The organism is Ekhidna algicida, assembly GCF_051379705.1.
Classification (GTDB): domain Bacteria; phylum Bacteroidota; class Bacteroidia; order Cytophagales; family Cyclobacteriaceae; genus Ekhidna.
In genome coordinates this window covers 3,263,678-3,281,884 of record NZ_CP179868.1, presented here as the reverse complement: position 1 = coordinate 3,281,884, position 18,207 = coordinate 3,263,678, and the positions used below count along the sequence as shown (strand labels likewise).

Genomic DNA, 18,207 nt, shown 5'->3' with positions numbered 1-18,207 from the left:
ACAGTTATTTAGGTATTGAATTTTGATATATAATTATTGTTTTTCAATAATTAATTGTATAATTGCAAAAATTAATTACCTATGAATAACAAAATTCTACGATTAGCAAAGCTCACAACCAGGATACTGCTGTTTGGTGACATCCTACTAGGATCCATTCTAATCATACTGATGATTGTGTGGCAAATTGATGTCGATTTGTTCGAAAATATCCGTGTGGTGCATGATGGCAGTATATTCAAGTTCACCAATAGTGACAATGCTGAAGGAATGCCTTTAAGTAAATACAGTAGTTTTTATTTCTACTTCTTAATTCTTCGAGCCTTGATCATAGTTGGAGTGCTATACCTAATTCTCCAGACTGCCCATCGCATCATTAAATCCATAGAGCACCTGGATACCTTCAGGTCAGAAAATGTTGCTTCTTTCCGAAGAATGGGAAACCTGTTTTTAATATGGTTTTTATTGGCAATTCCCACAATCAAAATTTACGATGAAGTTGCGTCTATTTCAGTAGGTTTCTATTTCAATTATGCAGTTTGGGCATTGATCTGCTTCGTACTAGCAGAAATATTTTCAGAGGGAAACAAACTGATGGAAGACAACAAACTAACTATTTAAGCCATGCCAATCATTGTAAACCTAGATGTGATGATGGCTAAACGAAAGATTCGCTCAAAAGATCTTGCTAGCCAACTTGGAATAACTGAAGCTAACCTTTCTATTCTGAAAACCGGGAAAGCAAAAGCCATGCGCTTCACCACGCTTGAAGCACTTTGTGAGGCGCTGGATTGTCAGCCTGGAGATCTGCTGGAATTTCAAAAAGACTAGCTGATTTCCACCACCAAATCATCCTGCTCTACTAGCTCGCCAGCTTGTAAATGCATTTTCTTCACTGTACCGGAAATAGAAGAAGATACAGTGGTCTCCATTTTCATCGCCTCAATAACAAAAAGCACATCATCTTTCTTCACCTTGTCTCCTTCCTTCACTTTGATCTCAGCAATTTTGCCTTGCAAGGGTGAGCCTATTTCCTTGTCGGTTTCAGCCTTGCGGTTTGATACTTTTTGTACAGCCACATTCCTGTCCCGAATGCTAATCTTTCTGGTCTGACCATTGAGCTTGAAAGAAACCGTGCGCATGCCTTCATCGTCCGGCTCAGTAATAAAGCCCATCTCAATGATGATGCTCTTACCTTTCGCTATCTCAACGATGATCTCCTCGCCACGCTTCATACCATAGAAAAACACAGGTGTAGGCAAATGGGTCACCTCATCAAAATCCTGTAGATGCTGATAGTATTCTTTGTAAACCTTTGGATATAGTTTATAGGATAGAAAATCATCGATATCAGTACGAGGGAATTCCGTCTGAAAGGCAGCAAACTCCTTATCAAAGTCCACCGGCTCCATGTTGTCATTGGCACGCCCTTGCAAAGGCTTTTGATTCTTCAGGATCAATTTGCTGATTTCGGCAGGGAATCCTCCATGTGGTTGTCCAAGGTCTCCTTTGAAGAAGCCGACTACTGATTCCGGAAATGAAAGTGTATCTCCTTTTTCAAAGATGTCTTCAGCTGATAGGTCATTAGCCGTCATAAACATGGCCATGTCTCCTACTACTTTAGAGGATGGAGTCACTTTTACAATATCTCCAAATAGCTCGTTGACCGCTGCATAGTTTTTCTTAATGGTTTCAAACTTGTGCTCTAAGCCTAGTGCAATCGCCTGCGGACGTAGGTTTGAATATTGACCGCCCGGGATTTCATGATCGTAGACCTCTGCAGTACCTGCTTTCAATCCTGACTCAAATGGATAATAGAATTCTCTTACATCCTCAAAATAAGTCGAATGAGTGTTTAGGGATTTTAGGTTCATTTCCCTGCCTCGTTCGTGATATTGTAATGTCGCAACTAGTGAGTTGAAGTTGGGCTGAGAGGTTAAACCAGACATGGATGCAAGTGAAACATCAATGATATCTACACCTGACTCAATGGCTTTGAGGTACATAGCCGCCTGCATCGACGAAGTATCGTGCGTATGCAAATGAATTGGAAGATCCACTACTTTCTTTATTTCAGAAACAAGCAATTGCGCACTGTATGGCTTAAGTAAGCCGGCCATATCCTTGATTGCAAGCATATGTGCACCTTCGTCTTCCAACTGTCGAGCCATATCCAGATAATATTGCAAAGTATATTTCTGCTGAGCATCGTCTTGAACTTCTCCAGTATAGCAAATACATGCCTCAGCCAAGGATTCGGTGCGTTCACGTACCGCTTTAATGCTCACTTTCATGTTTTCGATCCAATTGAGTGAATCGAAAATTCGGAAGATATCCATTCCATTCTCTGCTGTTCGCTCGATGAATTTTTCAATCAGGTTGTCCGGATAGGCAGTGTAGCCTACGCCATTGGATCCTCGCAAAAGCATTTGAAATAATATATTCGGGACAGCCTCCCGCATCAATTGCAGCCGCTTCCATGGACTTTCCTTGAGAAAGCGCATAGACACATCGAAAGTTGCGCCTCCCCACATCTCCATGGAAAAAACTTCCGGATTTTGCTGGGCGTAACCTGCTGCTACTTTTAGCATATCTTCAGTCCGAAACCTGGTAGCTAATAGCGACTGATGCGCATCCCTCCAGGTGGTATCTGTGAAGTGGACTTTAGGGTCGTCCTTGATTGATTGAACAAACTTTTCCCTTCCAAGCTTTTTCAGTAGATCACGCGAACCTTCCGGAATAGCCAATCCTTTTTGCAACGATGGAAGCTTCGGTTCTCGGAACGCTCGATTCGGGTCGAATGACTTTACGTCCGGGCTTCCATTGACTGAAACCTCACCAATGTAGTTAAGTGTTTTTGTACCACGATCAAAGCTCTTTTTGATTTGGAAAAGCTCAGGATGACTATCGATGAAGTTGACTGTAGCTTTTCCTGTGAAAAAATCTTCGGTATAAATCACGTTCTCCAGAAAGCCAATATTGGTCTTTACTCCACGTACTCTGAATTCTCGTAATGCCCGGTGCAGTCGTTGAGCACTTCCTTTCAGAGTCCTTCCTTTAGCTGTCACCTTCACAAGCAGCGAGTCAAAGAATGGAGAGATTTTTACGCCGTTATAGACATTTCCCGCATCCAATCTAATCCCAAATCCACCAGCACTTCGGTAGGCGATAATGGTACCATAGTCAGGTTTAAATCCATTTCCAGGATCTTCTGTAGTCACCCGACATTGCACTGCAAAACCACGCGTCTGGATGTCATCTTGTGAATGAATAAAAATCTGTGGGTGCGAAAGTTTGCATCCTGCGGCTATCAATATTTGTGATCGTACGATATCTATACCTGTTACCTCCTCGGTAATGGTATGCTCCACTTGAACTCGCGGATTCACCTCAATGAAATAGATATTCTCATCTGGGTCTACGAGGAATTCGACCGTGCCGGCGTTGTTATAATTTACTTGTCTGGCAATCTTCAGTGCATATTCATATAGCTTTTCTCGCGTAGCATCTTTTAGTCCGACGCTCGGCGCAACCTCTACTACTTTTTGAAATCGCCGCTGTACTGAGCAATCACGCTCGTAGAGATGCACAATATTTCCTGCATTGTCTGCTAAAATCTGCACTTCTATATGCTTAGGATTTTCCACATATTTCTCAAGGAAAATGGTGTCATCACCAAAAGCTTTTCCTGCCTCTGACTTTGCTTCATTGAAAGACTTCATCAGCGAACTTTCATCTCGAACCACACGCATGCCTCTTCCGCCGCCTCCAGCAGAGGCTTTCAATATCACAGGATATCCGATTCTTTTAGCTTCATCCTTCGCAATTTGCTCACTAGATAGTACCTCCTTGTTATCCTCAATTACAGGGACTTTAGCCGCTCTCGCTACTTTCTTGGCCATCACCTTGTCTCCCAACTGCGACATCACTTCAGGTTCCGGACCTATAAATGTGATTCCTTCTTCTCTACATCTTCTGGCAAACGCTACATTCTCAGATAGAAACCCATAACCGGGATGAATAGCATCAACTTCATTCTCCTTGGCGACAGAAATGATTTCCTCAATGTCTAAATATGGCTTCAATGGTTCCTCATTCGGGCCAATCTGATAGGCCTCATCAGCCTTATATCTATGTAGTGAGTACCGATCCTCATAGGTATATATAGCTACTGATCGAATGTGTAACTCTGAGATTGCACGTAGTACCCGAATGCCAATTTCCCCACGATTGGCGACCATGATCTTCTTGAAGAACTTTTGATTTTCCATACACGATGGAAATTAAAGAAATCACGAGACAATCCATAAACTATGTAGACAACTACATTTATTTTTCCTATATTAGTGTAGTCAACTACGTAAATATGAAGTACGATTTTGTAAATGAGCTTGGGTATTTAGGTCTTGCTGTTCGTCTGAAGCGACTAAGTGAGGCGATGGTCCATAGTGGACGGCAGATGTATAAAGCCTTGGGTAAAGACATTGAACCCAATTGGTTTTTGATGTTTAGGCTTTTGAAGAAGTATGAGCAGCTTTCAGTTACTGAGATGGCAGCCAAGCTTCACTTCTCCCACCCTTCTATCATTACTATGGTGAGTAAGATGGAAAAGGCAGGATATCTGGTGTGTACAACCGATAAGTCAGATTCAAGAAAAAAGAATTTTACACTCTCTCAAAAAGCGGAGGATAACCTTCCTGAGTTCGAACAGATATGGGAGGCGGGTATAGCAGGTGTTCGCAAACTCTTCCCTGAAGACAGCAATTTCATGGATCAGCTGGAATCACTGGAAATACTCTACAGCCAACAAGATTTTAAAACACGAACGCTAAATGAACTAGGTAATGAATAACTCACTCGACTTTACACCCGAACGCTTTGAAGAGCTTCTGAACAAAACCTCAGATCTGGTTTTGAGCCAACATGCAAACATGGAGGAAAAGAAAGCTTATCACTACTTTCCCCAATCAGAAATAGAAGCCTGGTTTGATGAAGAACTACCTCATGATGGCTTACCTCCTGAGCAGGTACTGGATTTATTCAAAGAGAAAGTAATGGACACAGCCACCAACAACCTAGGACCATACATGTATGCCTATGTGATGGCCGGTGGTTCTCAGATGTCGCTTTTGGCTGAAAAGCTTACAGCAACCATCAACCAGAATGTGGGCAAGTGGCACTTAGGACCAGCTGTGAGCGAAATAGAAAAACGCGTAGTACAATGGGCCGGTGAGCTTACGACCTTTGGTGAAAATTGCGGTGGCGTGATGGTAAGCGGAGGCTCAGCAGCCAACCTTGCCGGACTAACCGTAGCTCGAAATATATTCTTTGAGAAGTATAAAGTAAGAGAAAAGGGTCTGTTTGCCATGAAGCCATTTACCGTTTATGCCTCCACTGAGGTGCATGGATGTGTGGACAAAAGCATGGAAGAGTTGGGCATTGGTACAGATCAATTAAGGAAAATTGAAGTAAATGAGGACTTTACCATAAATACCGAAGCACTAAAATCAGCGATTGAGGAAGACAAAGCAGCCGGTTTCACTCCTTTCTGTATAGTGGGTACAGCAGGCACAGTAAACACTGGAGCGATTGACGATCTGACGGAACTCGCCTCGATTGCAAAGGGACATGATATGTGGTTTCACATCGACGGGGCATATGGAGGGCTGCCTGCTTGCCTTGATTCTATTCAAAAAGAATATAAAGGCATTGAGCTGGCCGACTCTTTAGCTCTTGATTTTCATAAGTGGATGTATCAGACTTTCGAAGCGGGCTGTCTTCTGGTGAATGATTTCAGCCTTTTGCAGCGGACGTACTACAAGCGTGCTTCCTATCTGGATACCAGATTGGAAGAACAAGGTCGCACTAATTTCAATGAACATTATTTCCAGCTAACTAGAAATGCGAAGGCCGTAAAAGTCTGGATGAGCCTAAAGACCTATGGAATGCAAAAGCTGCGTAGCATGATTCAGAAAGACATAGACCTTGCGCATTACCTGGCCGAGGAAGTAGAAAAAGCAGATGATTTTGAATTGAAAAGCACATCACATCTGGCAGTTACTTGCTTCCGATTTACCAACGGATTGACGGACGAATCTAAAATCGAGGAACTAAATCGAAAGCTAATTCCAGCATTGGAGCGTGATGGTCGGGTGTTTATTACGGGTACAACCATTAATAAACAGTTTGTGATACGCGCCTGCCTGATCAACCATAGAATGCATAAAGGAACGGTGGATTATTTGGTTAAGGTTGTGAGAGAGGTAGGAAATGACTTGGTTTAGATTCACCGAGATCAATTTTCGTCATTCCGGTTTTGGAGGTACGATAAATACCGGAATTTTATGCTGAGGTTCAGAGAAGATTTTTGAACTATACTTTGTTTCGTCAGGAATGATACAAAAAATTACCTCCGCTCGTTCAACTGGTTAACGGCTGTTTGTAGCTCGCGCTTGAGTTTTGCCTGAACCTCTCTCGCTTTTCCTTTGTGTTCTTCAAACTCAGCATTGAGCGTGTCGTACTCTTTTTTCACGCGAGTGGTCACCCGATTGCTGCGCATGAACATCAGGTAAGAAATTACACCTAGTGTAGCCAAAACAATAATTATCAGCCACACCATCAGGTGATAGCCCAGTTTAGAGAATTGAATACCAACAAAGCTTATGGAATCATTCACATTCAGACTCTCATCCAGCCTGGTCTGCAGGTCTGCCACATTCCCCTCCAGGGATTCGATGGAAGCTTGTTGTGTTAAAATCTGAGATTGCAAGTCATTGATGGTCCGTGTATTTCGTTGCAAAGAATCACTTACCTCGCTCCAAAACCCACGCAATGTCGTGCGCGGAATAACTTTATACTGCTCATAAGTTTCAGTACTTTCCAGCATGGCATCATACTTTTCTTGCAAAGATTCCTGTGCTACAGACTGAAGTTGCACTGCACAAACAAACATTAGAATTAAACTAAGTCTCAAGGATTTCATTTCGGTTAAGCTTCTTAAATCAACAATTCAATTGTATCGAGACGCGAAGTAAATTCTTTTCATGAAAAGAGCCCAAAAGAATTCAAAAAATAGGTTTTCGAGCATCACAGTCTCGAAACCTTAACGCACAATTGATGTAGAAAATTATCCCTTCCAAAAACGAAAAAAACCGGATAAATCCGACTTTAGATATTGTAAGTTGAATAATACTATTCCATTTCAGTATATGTACTTGCTACAATCGTACGCGGAAATGAATAACCTTTTCCACCGTAACACAAATGAGAGCAACCAATCATAAGTGTATCACTGGCAGAAACCACATACTTTCTGGGGATGTATCCTTGATCTCCTTCAATGTCATAGTCACCACGAATGATAGTGGTTATGGAGCGATCTGACGTGTTGATAAGTGATAGACGCTTACCACAATCACCTTCACCACATACATTACCTTCTGTGATAACTAAAAACTGAGTAAGGTCATTGGGCATTTCCTCCCCATGCCACTCGATGCCTTCACCTTGATCATCATAAACCATCGCAACGACATCCTGATAAGTTAACTGGTCGACCTCTTGAGTAGTCTCTGTTTCTGCTGATTCTTCAGTTTGTTCGGATTCTGAACGCTCGGATGAAGGGCCGCATGAGATCAGTGCAATGGAAATAAAAAATAGCAAGAAGTACTGGTTTGATTTTTTCATTTTAGTTGTAGTAGGTTATAAGAAAAGGCTGTCACTAATTTATCCATTGATCACATAATAACAGCACTAAGTGCTTAAACTCGTAATTTTATGTTGAGATAAAAGTCGATAAATCATTAATGAACATCAGGAGTTTTAAGACCAAACACGCGTTTGTACTTGCCATTTTGGTAAGCGGCCTCCTTATTCTGCGTCAATACATCGATTATCTCATCAATGATTATGGTTACGATTTTAGCTGGTTTGCGGTTGCAACGCGCATCACAATCAACTATCTTTTGTGGGCGGCCATCTTCAAAGGCCTGCTTGGAATTGCCTTCTACTTTCAACGAAGACAAACTGACTTAAAAAATATCCTTTTGCACATCACTACTAGCATAATGATTGCTGGTGCCCACCGACTCATAGCTATTCGATTGTATGACTTTGTCTACTATGCCAATACTGGTTTTCTGCGGGGATTCTTCACTCCCGGAAACAAGGTCGCAATGAGTGCTGGCCTTTTTTCGAGCTTTCTGGAGTATTGGGTCATAATCTCCCTGATCATGGGTGTTTCCTATTATACACGTTATCAGCTACAACAAAAAGAATTGAATGCAGCTAAGCTCAACGCCCTGCAAATGCAATTACACCCTCATTTCCTATTCAACACTCTTAACTCCATCACTTCGTTGATCGATATTGATCCCAAAAAGGCACAGAAAATGCTCACTCAGCTGGGCTTCCTCATGCGAGAAATCCTGGAGCAAGACAAGAAACATCTCATACCATTAAAGAGCGAGATGGAATACGTGAGAGCTTATTTAGAAATAGAATACATTCGATTTCAAGACAGATTATCGTTGGATTTTGTCATCGATGAAGATGTCAATAATGTCGCTATGCCGGCCCTTTTGCTGCAGCCGATCATTGAAAACGCCATTAAACATGGCATTGCCAAACGACCTGAAGGTGGAGTAATATCAGTGCAAGCTTCACGCGCTAATGGCGCGAAGGTGACCATTGAAATTACCAATGATTATCCAAACCTCAATGGAAGTGCCAAGTCTGAGGGATACGGCATTGGTACTGCCAATGTAGCTAAACGACTACAACAAATGTATGGTGAGGAACAAACGTTTCAGCAGCGCAAAGAAGGCAGCAAGTATATCACTCAAATAACCTTTCCTATTCAGAGCCTATGATACGAGCTATTATTGTTGATGATGAATTCCTTGCACGTCAGCGTGTTATGAAGCTGTTAGAATCACAAGATGAAATAAAGGTAGTAGCTGAAGCAAAGAATGGCGAACTAGCTGTTAAAGCTATCGACATGCAAGAGCCGGATTTGATCTTTTTGGATGTCCAGATGCCGGATTTTGATGGTTTTGAGGTTGTAAAGCGTATGAAGCCCAAGCACTCACCATATATTGTTTTCACCACAGCTTACGACAGCTACGCCATCCAGGCCTTTGATATCCACGCACTGGACTATTTATTGAAACCTGTTGATGAAGATCGGTTCAATGAATCCATCAAAAAAATCCTTGAGCACTTCGAAGCACAAAAGACTTCAAGTTTCAATAAGAAGTTAATGAAGATGGTAAAAGACTTTGAACGACCACCAAGTAAATTCATCCATCAGATTACCATTGCGGATCGTGGCTGGGAACAAGAAATTGACCTTGATGAAGTCTTCTATGTCGAGGCGAATGGCAATTATGTCAACCTTCAAACTGCTGACAAAACTCACCTCTATCGGTCCACCATGAATACACTTGCCAATCAACTAGACCCGAAAGAATTTCTTCGAATCCACCGTTCTGTTATCGTAAATAGGAGATACATCAAGAAGTGTACTTACATCAGCAACAATGAGTATGAGTTTATCATGAAAGATGGAAAAACGCTGCAGTCTGGTCGATCCTACCGACAGGAGATCATGCAATACTTAGGCTGATTTTAACTGTTCATCACTTCATTCACACCTGATCATAAATTTTCATTGTGAGGATGCGTCTTCGCGTAACCATATCCAACAACCGATAAAACAATGAAAATCATGAACTACAACTCAAACAAGACAATCACAATCTTGGCACTCATGCTTGTGTCATCATTCGTATTCGCACAAAACTTAACCCTACCACGTCCCAGCCAATATGCTGAAGTGACGCAACGAGTAGGTATTTCAGATGTCACAATCACGTATCACAGTCCAGGTGTTAACGGACGTCAGGTTTGGGGTAATTTGATCCCGTACGGTGCTATGTGGCGAGCTGGTGCTAATGAAAACACAACCATTACTTTTTCCCATGATGCAGAGATTGAAGGTCAGCCCATATCAGCTGGAACTTACGGTCTTTTCATGTTTGTAAAAGACAAGGAAAATATTCGCATTATACTGTCCAAATATGCCAAGTCATGGGGCACTAACTATCCTGCAGAAGCTGATGCCGTCCTAATGGCTGATGTTCAGACTAAAACCATTTCTAGCCAAGATTGGCTCAGCTACGACTTTAAAGATCGATCCGGGGATGATGTTACTGCATTTCTACGTTGGGCGGATTTGGAAATTCCATTCAAAATCTCGTTTGATGTGGATGCTATTGTCATAGATAACGCAAGAGCAGAGCTCAAAGGACCTGCTGGATTCTCATGGAGAGGCTATATGCAAGCTGCCAACTACTGCTTACAAAATGATGCCAATCTGGAAGAAGCGATGACCTGGATTGATCAGTCCATTTCTATGAGTAGTGGATTCTCTAACCTTCAGGTAAAAGCTGGATTACTTGCCAAACAAGGGAAGGTTGAGGAGGCCAAGAAAGTAATGGACGAAGCTCTTCCAACAGCAAACGCATTTCAGTTAAATCAATACGGCTATCAGTTGTTAGCTAATGGAGACACCAAAAAGGCCATCGAAGTATTCTCAATGAATGTGGAGAAAAATGCTAATCATCAGTTTATCTGGGGATTCACTGACAGCTTGGGTGAAGCTTACCTGAAAGATGGGAATAAGAAGATGGCTCTGAAATACTATAAAGAAGCTAAAAAACTAGCACCTGAAAATCAGCATGCTTACCTCGATGGTGTTATCAAGGGAATAGAAGGAGAATAATATGAGCAAGTTTTTAACATTAGTGCTAATGGGTCTCAGTACGAGTTGCTGCAATGCACAGACCTCAAAGCGGGAGTTTAAGTCATTTAATTATCAAGGTCAGAAGATTAGTTATGCTATTCAATTGCCAAGAGACTTTGATGCAAATAAGACATATCCTGTGGCAATAGGTCCATCTGAAGCAGCTTCAAACGATGATCAATCCTACTACTGGCGCGGAATAAAGGATACAAAAGGTTGGATTCTACTTGATTTTCCCATTTATGAAGGTAAGAAAGAGGGAGTTTCGGTATTTCTGGATTACATCAATGCGAATTACAATGTTGAAGGCAATAAATTTCACACCATCTGCTTCAGTGCGAACAGTGCAGGAATCTTTCGGTTAGTGATGAATATGCCCGAGTACTTTCATTCCATTACAGGCATGGCCGGAAACCCCGGGACGCGAGATGAAAATCAGCTCAAAAAGCTAAAAGGCGTGCAGGTGAGATTCGTTGTGGGTGACAAAGACACCTATTGGATGAATGCTGCGAAAGACCGCCATACTAAGCTTTTAAACACTGGTGTTAATAGCGAAATCGAGATCATAAAAGATGGAAGACATGTTCTTACCAATCTAATCGGCGAAGGAACACTCACAAGAATGGATAAACTAAGAGTAAGGTGAGCAACTTAATTTGTCTATTTCTTGCTACACTGTCAGTGATCAGTCAGACACCTAAAAAGAAGGAATTCGAACTGACTGGTGGGGTGAAAATCACCATGATCTGGGTTGAACCGGGAAGCTTCACAATGGGAAGTCCAGAAGATGAAGCGGGCAGAAATATTGCCCGTGAAAAACAACATGAGGTGATCATCACAAAGGGGTTTTGGCTGGCTGAAACAGAATTCACACAAAGCGATTGGGAGAAGATCATGGGAACCAATCCCAGTACACGTAAAGGAAAAAGCCATCCGGTGGAGACTGTTTCGCATGAGGACGTTCAAAAATTGCTAAGAAAAATCAACAATGGAGGAAATAGCTTTCGCTTGCCAACGGAGGCTGAGTGGGAGTACGCATGTAGAGCAGGGACAACAGGTCCCTACTCAGGAGATCTTGAAAAAACCGTTTGGCACTTAGGTAATTCAGGAAGGGTTTCTCATCAAGTAGCTACAAAAGATCCTAATCCATGGGGGTTTTATGATATGCAGGGTAATATCCTGGAATGGTGTTCCGACTGGCTTCAGGAGGATAATACCAATGAAAAAGTAGACCCGAAAGGGCCAAATATTGGTGAATATAAAGTACAAAGAGGTGGTCAGTTTACTGGTAGAACAAGGCATACGCGTGCAGCAGATCGTCAAAGAGGAAATCCGGAAGCCAGAGATTTTTATGTAGGATTCAGATTAGCAAAAAATGAAATTGACTGAATCAATTGAAATGAAATTTTTCCTAATTGCTCTTTCTATTTTGAGCTGTATAGTTACACAGGCCCAACAGCTCATCTTCACGCGCCAGATCAATAACAATGACAACTTAATGATCATGGATGAAAATGGAGGCATAAAAGCCCTAACTGATCATTCCAGAAAAGACAGTAGTCCAATGATCTCTCCGGATGGCAAAATGCTTGTATTCACCTCAGAGAGAGTGGGCTGGTGGAAAATATGGACAATGAACTTAAACACTAAAGAATTCAAACAACTAACAAGGTCTTCAAGTGCGGATTATAGTCCTGCCTGGTCTCCTAATGGGAGTAAAATTGTGTTTACTTCCTCGCGAGATGGTAACCAGGAAATCTACACCATGAACAAAGACGGTAGCAACAAAGTCAACATCACTCAATCTACGTCTCCAGACCTGATGCCATCATGGGGCAAAGATGGATTTATCTATTACTCCACACGAGTAAATGGAATATACCAGATAGCTAGAATTCGTCCCGATGGCACAGATAAAGAAATGCTGACTAATTCAAAAGACAACAAACTAATGCCTCAGATTTCTAACGACGGTGAAAAGATGCTCTTCTACGGTGATAGAAATGGGAATATGGAAATCTATTTATTGGATGTCGATAGAAAAGAAATAACTCGACTAACCAATAACCCGCTCATGGATATGCGACCAAGATGGTCTCCAGATAATACCAGAATTGTGTTTGAACGAGGTGATAAAGGCAACAACCATCACATCTATATCATGAACGCTGACGGAAGCAATGTGAAGCAACTAACATTCAAAAATTACAATTACACACCGTCTTTCTATCCAAACAACTAAGATTATGAAATCTATCTTAAGTCTACTCATCCTCCAACCTGCTTTATTATTTGCTCAAGAAACTATTTTTTATTCCTCCGGACATGAGTCAAGAGGTCGTGATATTTATGCATTATCGATGGATGATGGAAAGAAAAATAAGATGACAAATTCAATGGGCAGTAGTCACTACCCACATTACAACAACCCGAAGCTATCTCCAGATAGATCTACCCTCGTCTTTCAAAGTGACCCGGACGGCCATGATCGCTACACCATCTGGACCATGGAAATCGATGGTTCGAACATTCAAAAAATCACTCAAAATGAAGGACTTTATCCCAACTGGAGTCCGGACGGAAAAACGATCGTATTCAGTGGTCGAAGAAATGGGACATGGGAAATATTAACCATCCCAGCTTCAGGAGGAACCGAGCAGATTATTTCAAACAATAGAAAAAATGGAAATCAACCTGGATGGGGAGCGACTTGCAGCTTTCATCCGAATGGTAAATCGATGATCTACTCCTACATCAAAGAGAAAGTGCTCTATTCCTACGATTTTGAAACAAATGAAACAAAAAGGCTAAGCGATAAAGGCAGCTATACGCATCCTATTTACTCAAAAAGGGGTTTAATTGCCGTGAACCGAAAAATTGGAGAAGGGTATGACTTAGTTTTAATTGAGGATAAAAAGGAAACAGTAATTGCTAAATCCATCATCTCCTACTCGGCACCTGACTGGTATGCCAATGACTCTAAACTACTTTTCGTGGGAATGGTAAATGGTAACCAGGAATTGTTCACCATTGATATTAAATCGGCACAAGAAACTCAACTAACAAAAAACGATACATTTGATGCCATGCCAGTGGCTCATTAATGCTTATCAGTTTGATTCATAAACTATCAGCTTACCTCAGACTACTCCAATTATTCTATTGCGCTCAAAAAGAAAATTAAGCGTTTCAAATCGCCATGGACGGAAAAGACCCGATTCGAATTACGGTGTCAGATAATCTACTCAACCACTTCTACCACCAGATTATGATTGGTATAAATACAGATATCCGCCGCAATTGTGAGACCCTCACGTACCATCTCCTCAGCTGTGAGATTGGAGGCGTGTTTCTTAAGTGCCAAAGCAGCTGATCGAGCATACATGCTACCTGAACCAATAGATGCAATGTCATTGTCTGGCTCAAGTACATCACCTGTTCCTGATACTACTAATACTTCGCTTTTATCTGCTACAATCATCATCGCCTCTAGCTTGCGCAGATATCGATCAGTTCTCCAATCTTTAGCTAGCTCAACAGCAGCCCGTTTCAAGTTGCCTGAATAGTTGCTGAGCTTCTCGTCAAAACGATCGAGCAAGGTGAAAGCATCTGCTGTAGATCCTGCAAAACCCGTTACAATTTTACCATCACCCAATTTGCGGATTTTCTTTACGTTGGACTTTGCTACAGTATTTCCGAGTGTTGCCTGCCCGTCTGCTCCGATGGCTACTTTGCCATTATGCTTGATAGCAAGCACGGTTGTCGATCTTATTTTTTCCATAGGATGTTTTTTCTCTTACTTAAAGGAAAAGTTGCTTCACTTCGTTCAGTAGTTGAAGTTTAAAAGGTTCAATTCTTAAATAAGAATTCTTACAGGGTCTTCCAGAAGTTCTTTGAAAGTCTTCAGGAAAGCGGAACCTACGGCACCATCAACTGCTCTGTGATCACATGAAAGAGTCACCTTCATCACATTACCTGCATACATCTCACCATCTTTCACCACGACAGTTTCTTTTATTCCACCCACAGCCATAATGCATGCATCCGGCGGATTAATTATAGCAGTGAATTCCTCGATTCCAAACATACCTAAGTTGGAAATGGTGAAGGTGTTTCCTGAGAATTCTTCAGGCTGTAATTTTTTGTCTTTAGCTTTTTGTGCCAGCTCTCTAACTTCTACCGAAATATGAGATAACGACTTGCTGTCTGCAAATCTTACCACTGGCACAATCAATCCATCTGGAATAGCTACCGCGATTCCCATGTGTATGTGCGAATGTTTCACCATATGATCACCCATCCAACTCACGTTTACATCTGGATGCTGACGCAACGCAGCTGCTGCTGCTTTCACCACCATATCATTGAAACTTATCTTAACAGGAGCTACCTCATTCATGGATTTTCTTGCCTCGATGGCTTTGTCCATGTTGATTTCCATTGTAAGATAGAAATGTGGTGCTGCGAACTTGCTGTCGCTTAGTCGCTTTGCAATGACTTTTCGCATTTGGGAAAGCTCAACTTTTTCTGACCTTTCTTCGCCTACTACTTGCGGTATATTGATTGCCGGCTGATCTCCAGATGCTGCTTGCTGAGGCTGTGCCGAAGGTGTGAAATCTTCCACATCCTTTTTTACAATCCTACCCTCTGTGCCAGAGCCATTGACTTGTGAAAGATCAATACCTTTTTCTGAAGCAATTTTTTTCGCTAGCGGAGATGCCTTGATCCTACCATTGGTCGAAGTTGTCGGAACAGTTGGTTGAGGCGTAGCTGTTGGAGTTGATGATGCAGCGCTAGCAGGAGCTTCGTCTTTTTCGTCTTTTACTTCCTCCTCAGAATCGTCTCCGCCTTGTTCTTCTGCTTCTAGTAAAGTCTCATAATCTGCACCTTCTTCACCGATGATGGCGATTACGCCATCCACGGCAACACCACTACCTGCTTCTACCGCGGTATAAAGTAACGTTCCATCTTCATAGGCCTCAAGTTCCATGGTGGCTTTATCAGTCTCCACCTCTGCCAGAATATCACCGGACTCAACTTCGTCTCCTTTTTTCTTAAGCCATGAAGCAATTACACCTTCTTCCATGGTATCGCTCATCTTAGGCATCCGAATAATAGAGGCTTTGATATTGCTTGTGTCGATCTTTTCGTCCCCGCCCTTAGGTTTTTTTTCTTCTTTAGGTGCTTCGCTATTCGCAGACGAAGATTGCCCGTTGCTTGCCTCTTCGAGAAGATGTTTGAAATCTTCACCTTTTTCACCAATCACGGCCAGAATACCATCTACCGGAACAGATTCCTTTTCTTTCACGCCGATATGCAATAACACACCATCCTGATAGGACTCTAGCTCCATTGTAGCCTTATCGGTTTCCACTTCAGCCAACACATCGCCTGAGCTCACCTCGTCACCCTCTTTTTTCAACCACGAGGCAATTACCCCCTCTTCCATGGTATCGCTCATTTTGGGCATTCTTATTACTTCCGCCATTTAGATCGTCTTTAATTCTATGTCAAAATTAACCCATCCATTAAAATAAAAATTTGCTTTTGACACAAAATGAAAATTGAGTTACCCATGTTCTCGTGTTAAATTGCCAAAAATGCTGGATCGATATACCATAACACTAAAACCGGATGAGCTTGCGCTTGTTTTGGGAGCCGAGGTTCCTGAGACCTACGAACCTCAATTCAATGCTGCTCCAACAAAGATATTACCGGTTATAACCAGTATAAATCCAGAAAAAATTTCTTTCTTCAATTGGGGCTTAATGGCCTTATGGTCCAATAATAGGGCAATGAGCCCCAAATTCTTCAACCTCCCCATGGACTCGGTCATGAGCAAGGCCAGCTACAAAAAAAAGCTATCCACACACCGATGCGTGATTCCGATGGATGGGTTCTATCTCTGGAAGCAGGTCGCCAAAAAACAACAGGTACCTCATTATTTTTTTTATCCGGACAAAAAAGTATTCTCGGTAGCCGGCATGTGGGAAGAAAATGATGAAGGATCACATTCTTTTATTATGATTACCAGGCCTTCGAATAATCAGATTTCTGATTTCCAAGATGATATGCCTGCCATAATGGATACTGCTTCCACACGCAGATGGCTGGAATCGGAAGATCAGGAGGAACTTAATGAATTGCTAAGTAAAGAACACACGGAGGAATTTTTATCGCATACAGTTACTCCCAAAATCAGGGATATCGATGGCAATGATGTTTCATTCATGAAACCTGCTCCAGCTTCGGATCAGCATGGAAATTATACGTTATTTACCTAATGCGAAAAACACTTCTATTGGTCGCTGTCTTATTCTCCTCATGCTATGTGGCTGACGAAGTGGCTCCAGACCAGGAAATTTGGGAATATGAATTGCCTGATAATGAGGAGCTTTCAAATCAGGGGCTTTTAGAGTTAAATGAGCTCATCCAATTAAATCAGTTTCAAGAGATTAATGGACTTATAATTATTCGAAATGACAAGCTGGTATTTGAAAATTACTATAACCGTACTTCTCCATCTCAGGGTGTTTTAATTCGTAAAACGACTCTACGGAAAAGAGACTCAACATCGAATATTGGAAGTGCAGGGCTTTGCTTTGCTCTAGCTGCTATTGGAGTCGCAGAAGATATAAGGCTCCTATCTATAGAAGATCCAATCGCTGATTACTTACCTAATTATGCGGATATTTTTGAAGCAGATCCGGATAAGGAGGCGATTACCATTGCCGACTTGCTCACTCATAAGAGTGGATTTTCCTGGAATGAGAGTATTCAGCCATTTAGTCAGGAAAATGACCTTAACCAAATGAAGCTTACCAATGATTGGATAAGGTTCATTCTTGAAAAACCCATGGAAGCGCCGGCAGGTCTTCGATATAACTTCAATTCAGGTGCTGGTATCATACTTTCTGAAATAATCGAAAATGCTTCTGATCGAGATTTTGATGCATTTTTAATTGAAAATCTTTTAGATCCCCTTACTATTTCAAATTTCAGAATTGATGTAGATCCCCAAGGAAATTTCAATAGCGGTGACGGTATTTCAGTCTCTTTATTAGATTGGACAAAGCTTGGTTATTTGTTTCTAAACAATGGCACCTGGAATGGGCGACGAATAATAGATCCGAATTTTGTTGCAGAGGCAACCACTTTGCAACATACCGTATCGGAATCATTCAGTGTTGGGTATTTCTGGCAGTTATTTGGCAGCAATTTTTCAGGGATTCTCCCCATTCCCCATGAAGAAGCCTATTTCATCAGAGGAGGAATAGGTCAAACCATTTACATAATACCATCTGAAAACATGATTGTTTCTATCTTCGCGGAGAACTACTTTTTTGGATTAGTAAATCCATCATTAAACTTGTTCGCAGAAATTACGAATACGCTTCAATAAT

The 18,207-nt window shown here is 41.7% G+C and carries 18 protein-coding genes; 13 read left to right on the top strand and 5 right to left on the bottom strand.

All coding sequences use genetic code 11. The features are described 5' to 3' along the window. Nucleotides 1-81 precede the first annotated feature (81 nt). Both ACL8WY_RS14790 and ACL8WY_RS14785 read left to right on the top strand, forming a co-directional pair. A complete protein-coding gene (locus tag ACL8WY_RS14790; protein ID WP_436515529.1) occupies nt 82-621 on the top strand; it encodes a DUF2975 domain-containing protein in 540 nt (179 codons plus the stop codon). A gap of 3 nt (nt 622-624) precedes the next feature. Then, the gene (locus ACL8WY_RS14785) at nt 625-831 is read left to right on the top strand and encodes a helix-turn-helix domain-containing protein (RefSeq protein WP_436515528.1); all 207 of its coding nucleotides are present in this window, start codon (nt 625-627) and stop codon (nt 829-831) included. Here ACL8WY_RS14785 and ACL8WY_RS14780 read toward each other — a convergent pair. Next, the gene (locus tag ACL8WY_RS14780) at nt 828-4,271 is read right to left on the bottom strand and encodes a pyruvate carboxylase (RefSeq protein WP_436515527.1); all 3,444 of its coding nucleotides are present in this window, start codon (nt 4,269-4,271) and stop codon (nt 828-830) included. The two genes, ACL8WY_RS14785 and ACL8WY_RS14780, sit on opposite strands and share 4 nt — an antisense overlap. Before the next feature lie 95 nt (nt 4,272-4,366). On the opposite strand from ACL8WY_RS14780, the gene ACL8WY_RS14775 reads away from it, so the two are divergent. Together ACL8WY_RS14775 and ACL8WY_RS14770 are read left to right on the top strand one after the other, a co-directional pair. Further along, the gene (locus ACL8WY_RS14775) at nt 4,367-4,852 is read left to right on the top strand and encodes a MarR family winged helix-turn-helix transcriptional regulator (RefSeq protein WP_436515526.1); all 486 of its coding nucleotides are present in this window, start codon (nt 4,367-4,369) and stop codon (nt 4,850-4,852) included. Next, nucleotides 4,845-6,284 carry a pyridoxal phosphate-dependent decarboxylase family protein gene (locus tag ACL8WY_RS14770; RefSeq protein ID WP_436515525.1) on the top strand — a complete coding sequence of 480 codons (1,440 nt, stop codon included), beginning with the start codon at nt 4,845-4,847 and terminating at the stop codon, nt 6,282-6,284. Before ACL8WY_RS14775 ends, ACL8WY_RS14770 begins: the two co-directional genes overlap by 8 nt. Nucleotides 6,285-6,406: 122 nt before the next feature. Here the strand turns inward: ACL8WY_RS14770 and ACL8WY_RS14765 are convergent, their stop codons facing one another. Together ACL8WY_RS14765 and ACL8WY_RS14760 are read right to left on the bottom strand one after the other, a co-directional pair. Then, a complete protein-coding gene (locus ACL8WY_RS14765) occupies nt 6,407-6,982 on the bottom strand; it encodes a hypothetical protein (protein WP_436515524.1) in 576 nt (191 codons plus the stop codon). A gap of 209 nt (nt 6,983-7,191) precedes the next feature. Continuing rightward, nucleotides 7,192-7,686, bottom strand: coding sequence for a hypothetical protein (locus ACL8WY_RS14760; protein WP_436515523.1), 495 nt, complete (start codon nt 7,684-7,686; stop codon nt 7,192-7,194). 119 nt (nt 7,687-7,805) lie between these two features. Here ACL8WY_RS14760 and ACL8WY_RS14755 point away from each other — a divergent pair, with 119 nt between their 5' ends. The 7 genes from ACL8WY_RS14755 (at nt 7,806) to ACL8WY_RS14725 (ending at nt 13,908) form a co-directional block, all read left to right on the top strand. Continuing rightward, on the top strand, nt 7,806-8,870 hold the full coding sequence (locus ACL8WY_RS14755) for a sensor histidine kinase (protein ID WP_436515522.1): 1,065 nt from the start codon (nt 7,806-7,808) through the stop codon (nt 8,868-8,870). After that, nucleotides 8,867-9,625, top strand: coding sequence for a LytR/AlgR family response regulator transcription factor (locus tag ACL8WY_RS14750; RefSeq protein WP_436515521.1), 759 nt, complete (start codon nt 8,867-8,869; stop codon nt 9,623-9,625). The genes ACL8WY_RS14755 and ACL8WY_RS14750 overlap by 4 nt, the downstream gene beginning before the upstream one ends. Nucleotides 9,626-9,727: 102 nt before the next feature. Beyond that, nucleotides 9,728-10,783 carry a DUF2911 domain-containing protein gene (locus ACL8WY_RS14745; protein WP_436515520.1) on the top strand — a complete coding sequence of 352 codons (1,056 nt, stop codon included), beginning with the start codon at nt 9,728-9,730 and terminating at the stop codon, nt 10,781-10,783. A 1-nt stretch (nt 10,784) separates the two neighbouring features. Beyond that, complete coding sequence (locus ACL8WY_RS14740; protein ID WP_436515519.1) at nt 10,785-11,450, top strand: hypothetical protein; 666 nt, start codon at nt 10,785-10,787, stop codon at nt 11,448-11,450. Beyond that, nucleotides 11,447-12,193 carry a formylglycine-generating enzyme family protein gene (locus ACL8WY_RS14735; RefSeq protein WP_436515518.1) on the top strand — a complete coding sequence of 249 codons (747 nt, stop codon included), beginning with the start codon at nt 11,447-11,449 and terminating at the stop codon, nt 12,191-12,193. Before ACL8WY_RS14740 ends, ACL8WY_RS14735 begins: the two co-directional genes overlap by 4 nt. 10 nt (nt 12,194-12,203) lie before the next feature. Continuing rightward, nucleotides 12,204-13,046: a DUF5050 domain-containing protein gene (locus ACL8WY_RS14730; RefSeq protein ID WP_436515517.1), complete on the top strand. Its 843-nt coding sequence runs from the start codon at nt 12,204-12,206 to the stop codon at nt 13,044-13,046. Between the two features lie 4 nt (nt 13,047-13,050). Beyond that, nucleotides 13,051-13,908, top strand: a complete 858-nt coding sequence (locus ACL8WY_RS14725; RefSeq protein WP_436515516.1) for a hypothetical protein — start codon at nt 13,051-13,053, stop codon at nt 13,906-13,908. A 137-nt stretch (nt 13,909-14,045) separates the two neighbouring features. Here the strand turns inward: ACL8WY_RS14725 and hslV are convergent, their stop codons facing one another. Together hslV and ACL8WY_RS14715 are read right to left on the bottom strand one after the other, a co-directional pair. After that, nucleotides 14,046-14,585 carry an ATP-dependent protease subunit HslV gene (gene hslV, locus ACL8WY_RS14720; RefSeq protein ID WP_436515515.1) on the bottom strand — a complete coding sequence of 180 codons (540 nt, stop codon included), beginning with the start codon at nt 14,583-14,585 and terminating at the stop codon, nt 14,046-14,048. 75 nt (nt 14,586-14,660) lie between these two features. Next, nucleotides 14,661-16,292, bottom strand: a complete 1,632-nt coding sequence (locus tag ACL8WY_RS14715; protein WP_436515514.1) for a pyruvate dehydrogenase complex dihydrolipoamide acetyltransferase — start codon at nt 16,290-16,292, stop codon at nt 14,661-14,663. Nucleotides 16,293-16,404: 112 nt separating this feature from the next. On the opposite strand from ACL8WY_RS14715, the gene ACL8WY_RS14710 reads away from it, so the two are divergent. Both ACL8WY_RS14710 and ACL8WY_RS14705 read left to right on the top strand, forming a co-directional pair. Further along, complete coding sequence (locus ACL8WY_RS14710; protein ID WP_436515513.1) at nt 16,405-17,088, top strand: SOS response-associated peptidase; 684 nt, start codon at nt 16,405-16,407, stop codon at nt 17,086-17,088. Further along, nucleotides 17,088-18,206 carry a serine hydrolase domain-containing protein gene (locus tag ACL8WY_RS14705; protein WP_436515512.1) on the top strand — a complete coding sequence of 373 codons (1,119 nt, stop codon included), beginning with the start codon at nt 17,088-17,090 and terminating at the stop codon, nt 18,204-18,206. The genes ACL8WY_RS14710 and ACL8WY_RS14705 overlap by 1 nt, the downstream gene beginning before the upstream one ends. Nucleotide 18,207: the final 1 nt, after the last annotated feature.

What these genes read in the sequence shown, in the direction of transcription:
- ACL8WY_RS14755 (WP_436515522.1), top strand. Translation starts at nt 7,806, where the DNA reads ATGAACATCAGGAGTTTTAAGACCAAACACGCGTTTGTACTTGCCATT.
- ACL8WY_RS14770 (WP_436515525.1), top strand. Translation starts at nt 4,845, where the DNA reads ATGAATAACTCACTCGACTTTACACCCGAACGCTTTGAAGAGCTTCTG.
- ACL8WY_RS14710 (WP_436515513.1), top strand. Translation starts at nt 16,405, where the DNA reads ATGCTGGATCGATATACCATAACACTAAAACCGGATGAGCTTGCGCTT.
- ACL8WY_RS14765 (WP_436515524.1), bottom strand. Translation starts at nt 6,982, where the DNA reads ATGAAATCCTTGAGACTTAGTTTAATTCTAATGTTTGTTTGTGCAGTG.
- ACL8WY_RS14730 (WP_436515517.1), top strand. Translation starts at nt 12,204, where the DNA reads ATGAAATTTTTCCTAATTGCTCTTTCTATTTTGAGCTGTATAGTTACA.
- ACL8WY_RS14740 (WP_436515519.1), top strand. Translation starts at nt 10,785, where the DNA reads ATGAGCAAGTTTTTAACATTAGTGCTAATGGGTCTCAGTACGAGTTGC.
- ACL8WY_RS14780 (WP_436515527.1), bottom strand. Translation starts at nt 4,271, where the DNA reads ATGGAAAATCAAAAGTTCTTCAAGAAGATCATGGTCGCCAATCGTGGG.
- ACL8WY_RS14725 (WP_436515516.1), top strand. Translation starts at nt 13,051, where the DNA reads ATGAAATCTATCTTAAGTCTACTCATCCTCCAACCTGCTTTATTATTT.
- ACL8WY_RS14775 (WP_436515526.1), top strand. Translation starts at nt 4,367, where the DNA reads ATGAAGTACGATTTTGTAAATGAGCTTGGGTATTTAGGTCTTGCTGTT.
- hslV (WP_436515515.1), bottom strand. Translation starts at nt 14,585, where the DNA reads ATGGAAAAAATAAGATCGACAACCGTGCTTGCTATCAAGCATAATGGC.
- ACL8WY_RS14745 (WP_436515520.1), top strand. Translation starts at nt 9,728, where the DNA reads ATGAACTACAACTCAAACAAGACAATCACAATCTTGGCACTCATGCTT.
- ACL8WY_RS14785 (WP_436515528.1), top strand. Translation starts at nt 625, where the DNA reads ATGCCAATCATTGTAAACCTAGATGTGATGATGGCTAAACGAAAGATT.
- ACL8WY_RS14750 (WP_436515521.1), top strand. Translation starts at nt 8,867, where the DNA reads ATGATACGAGCTATTATTGTTGATGATGAATTCCTTGCACGTCAGCGT.
- ACL8WY_RS14760 (WP_436515523.1), bottom strand. Translation starts at nt 7,686, where the DNA reads ATGAAAAAATCAAACCAGTACTTCTTGCTATTTTTTATTTCCATTGCA.
- ACL8WY_RS14705 (WP_436515512.1), top strand. Translation starts at nt 17,088, where the DNA reads ATGCGAAAAACACTTCTATTGGTCGCTGTCTTATTCTCCTCATGCTAT.
- ACL8WY_RS14790 (WP_436515529.1), top strand. Translation starts at nt 82, where the DNA reads ATGAATAACAAAATTCTACGATTAGCAAAGCTCACAACCAGGATACTG.
- ACL8WY_RS14715 (WP_436515514.1), bottom strand. Translation starts at nt 16,292, where the DNA reads ATGGCGGAAGTAATAAGAATGCCCAAAATGAGCGATACCATGGAAGAG.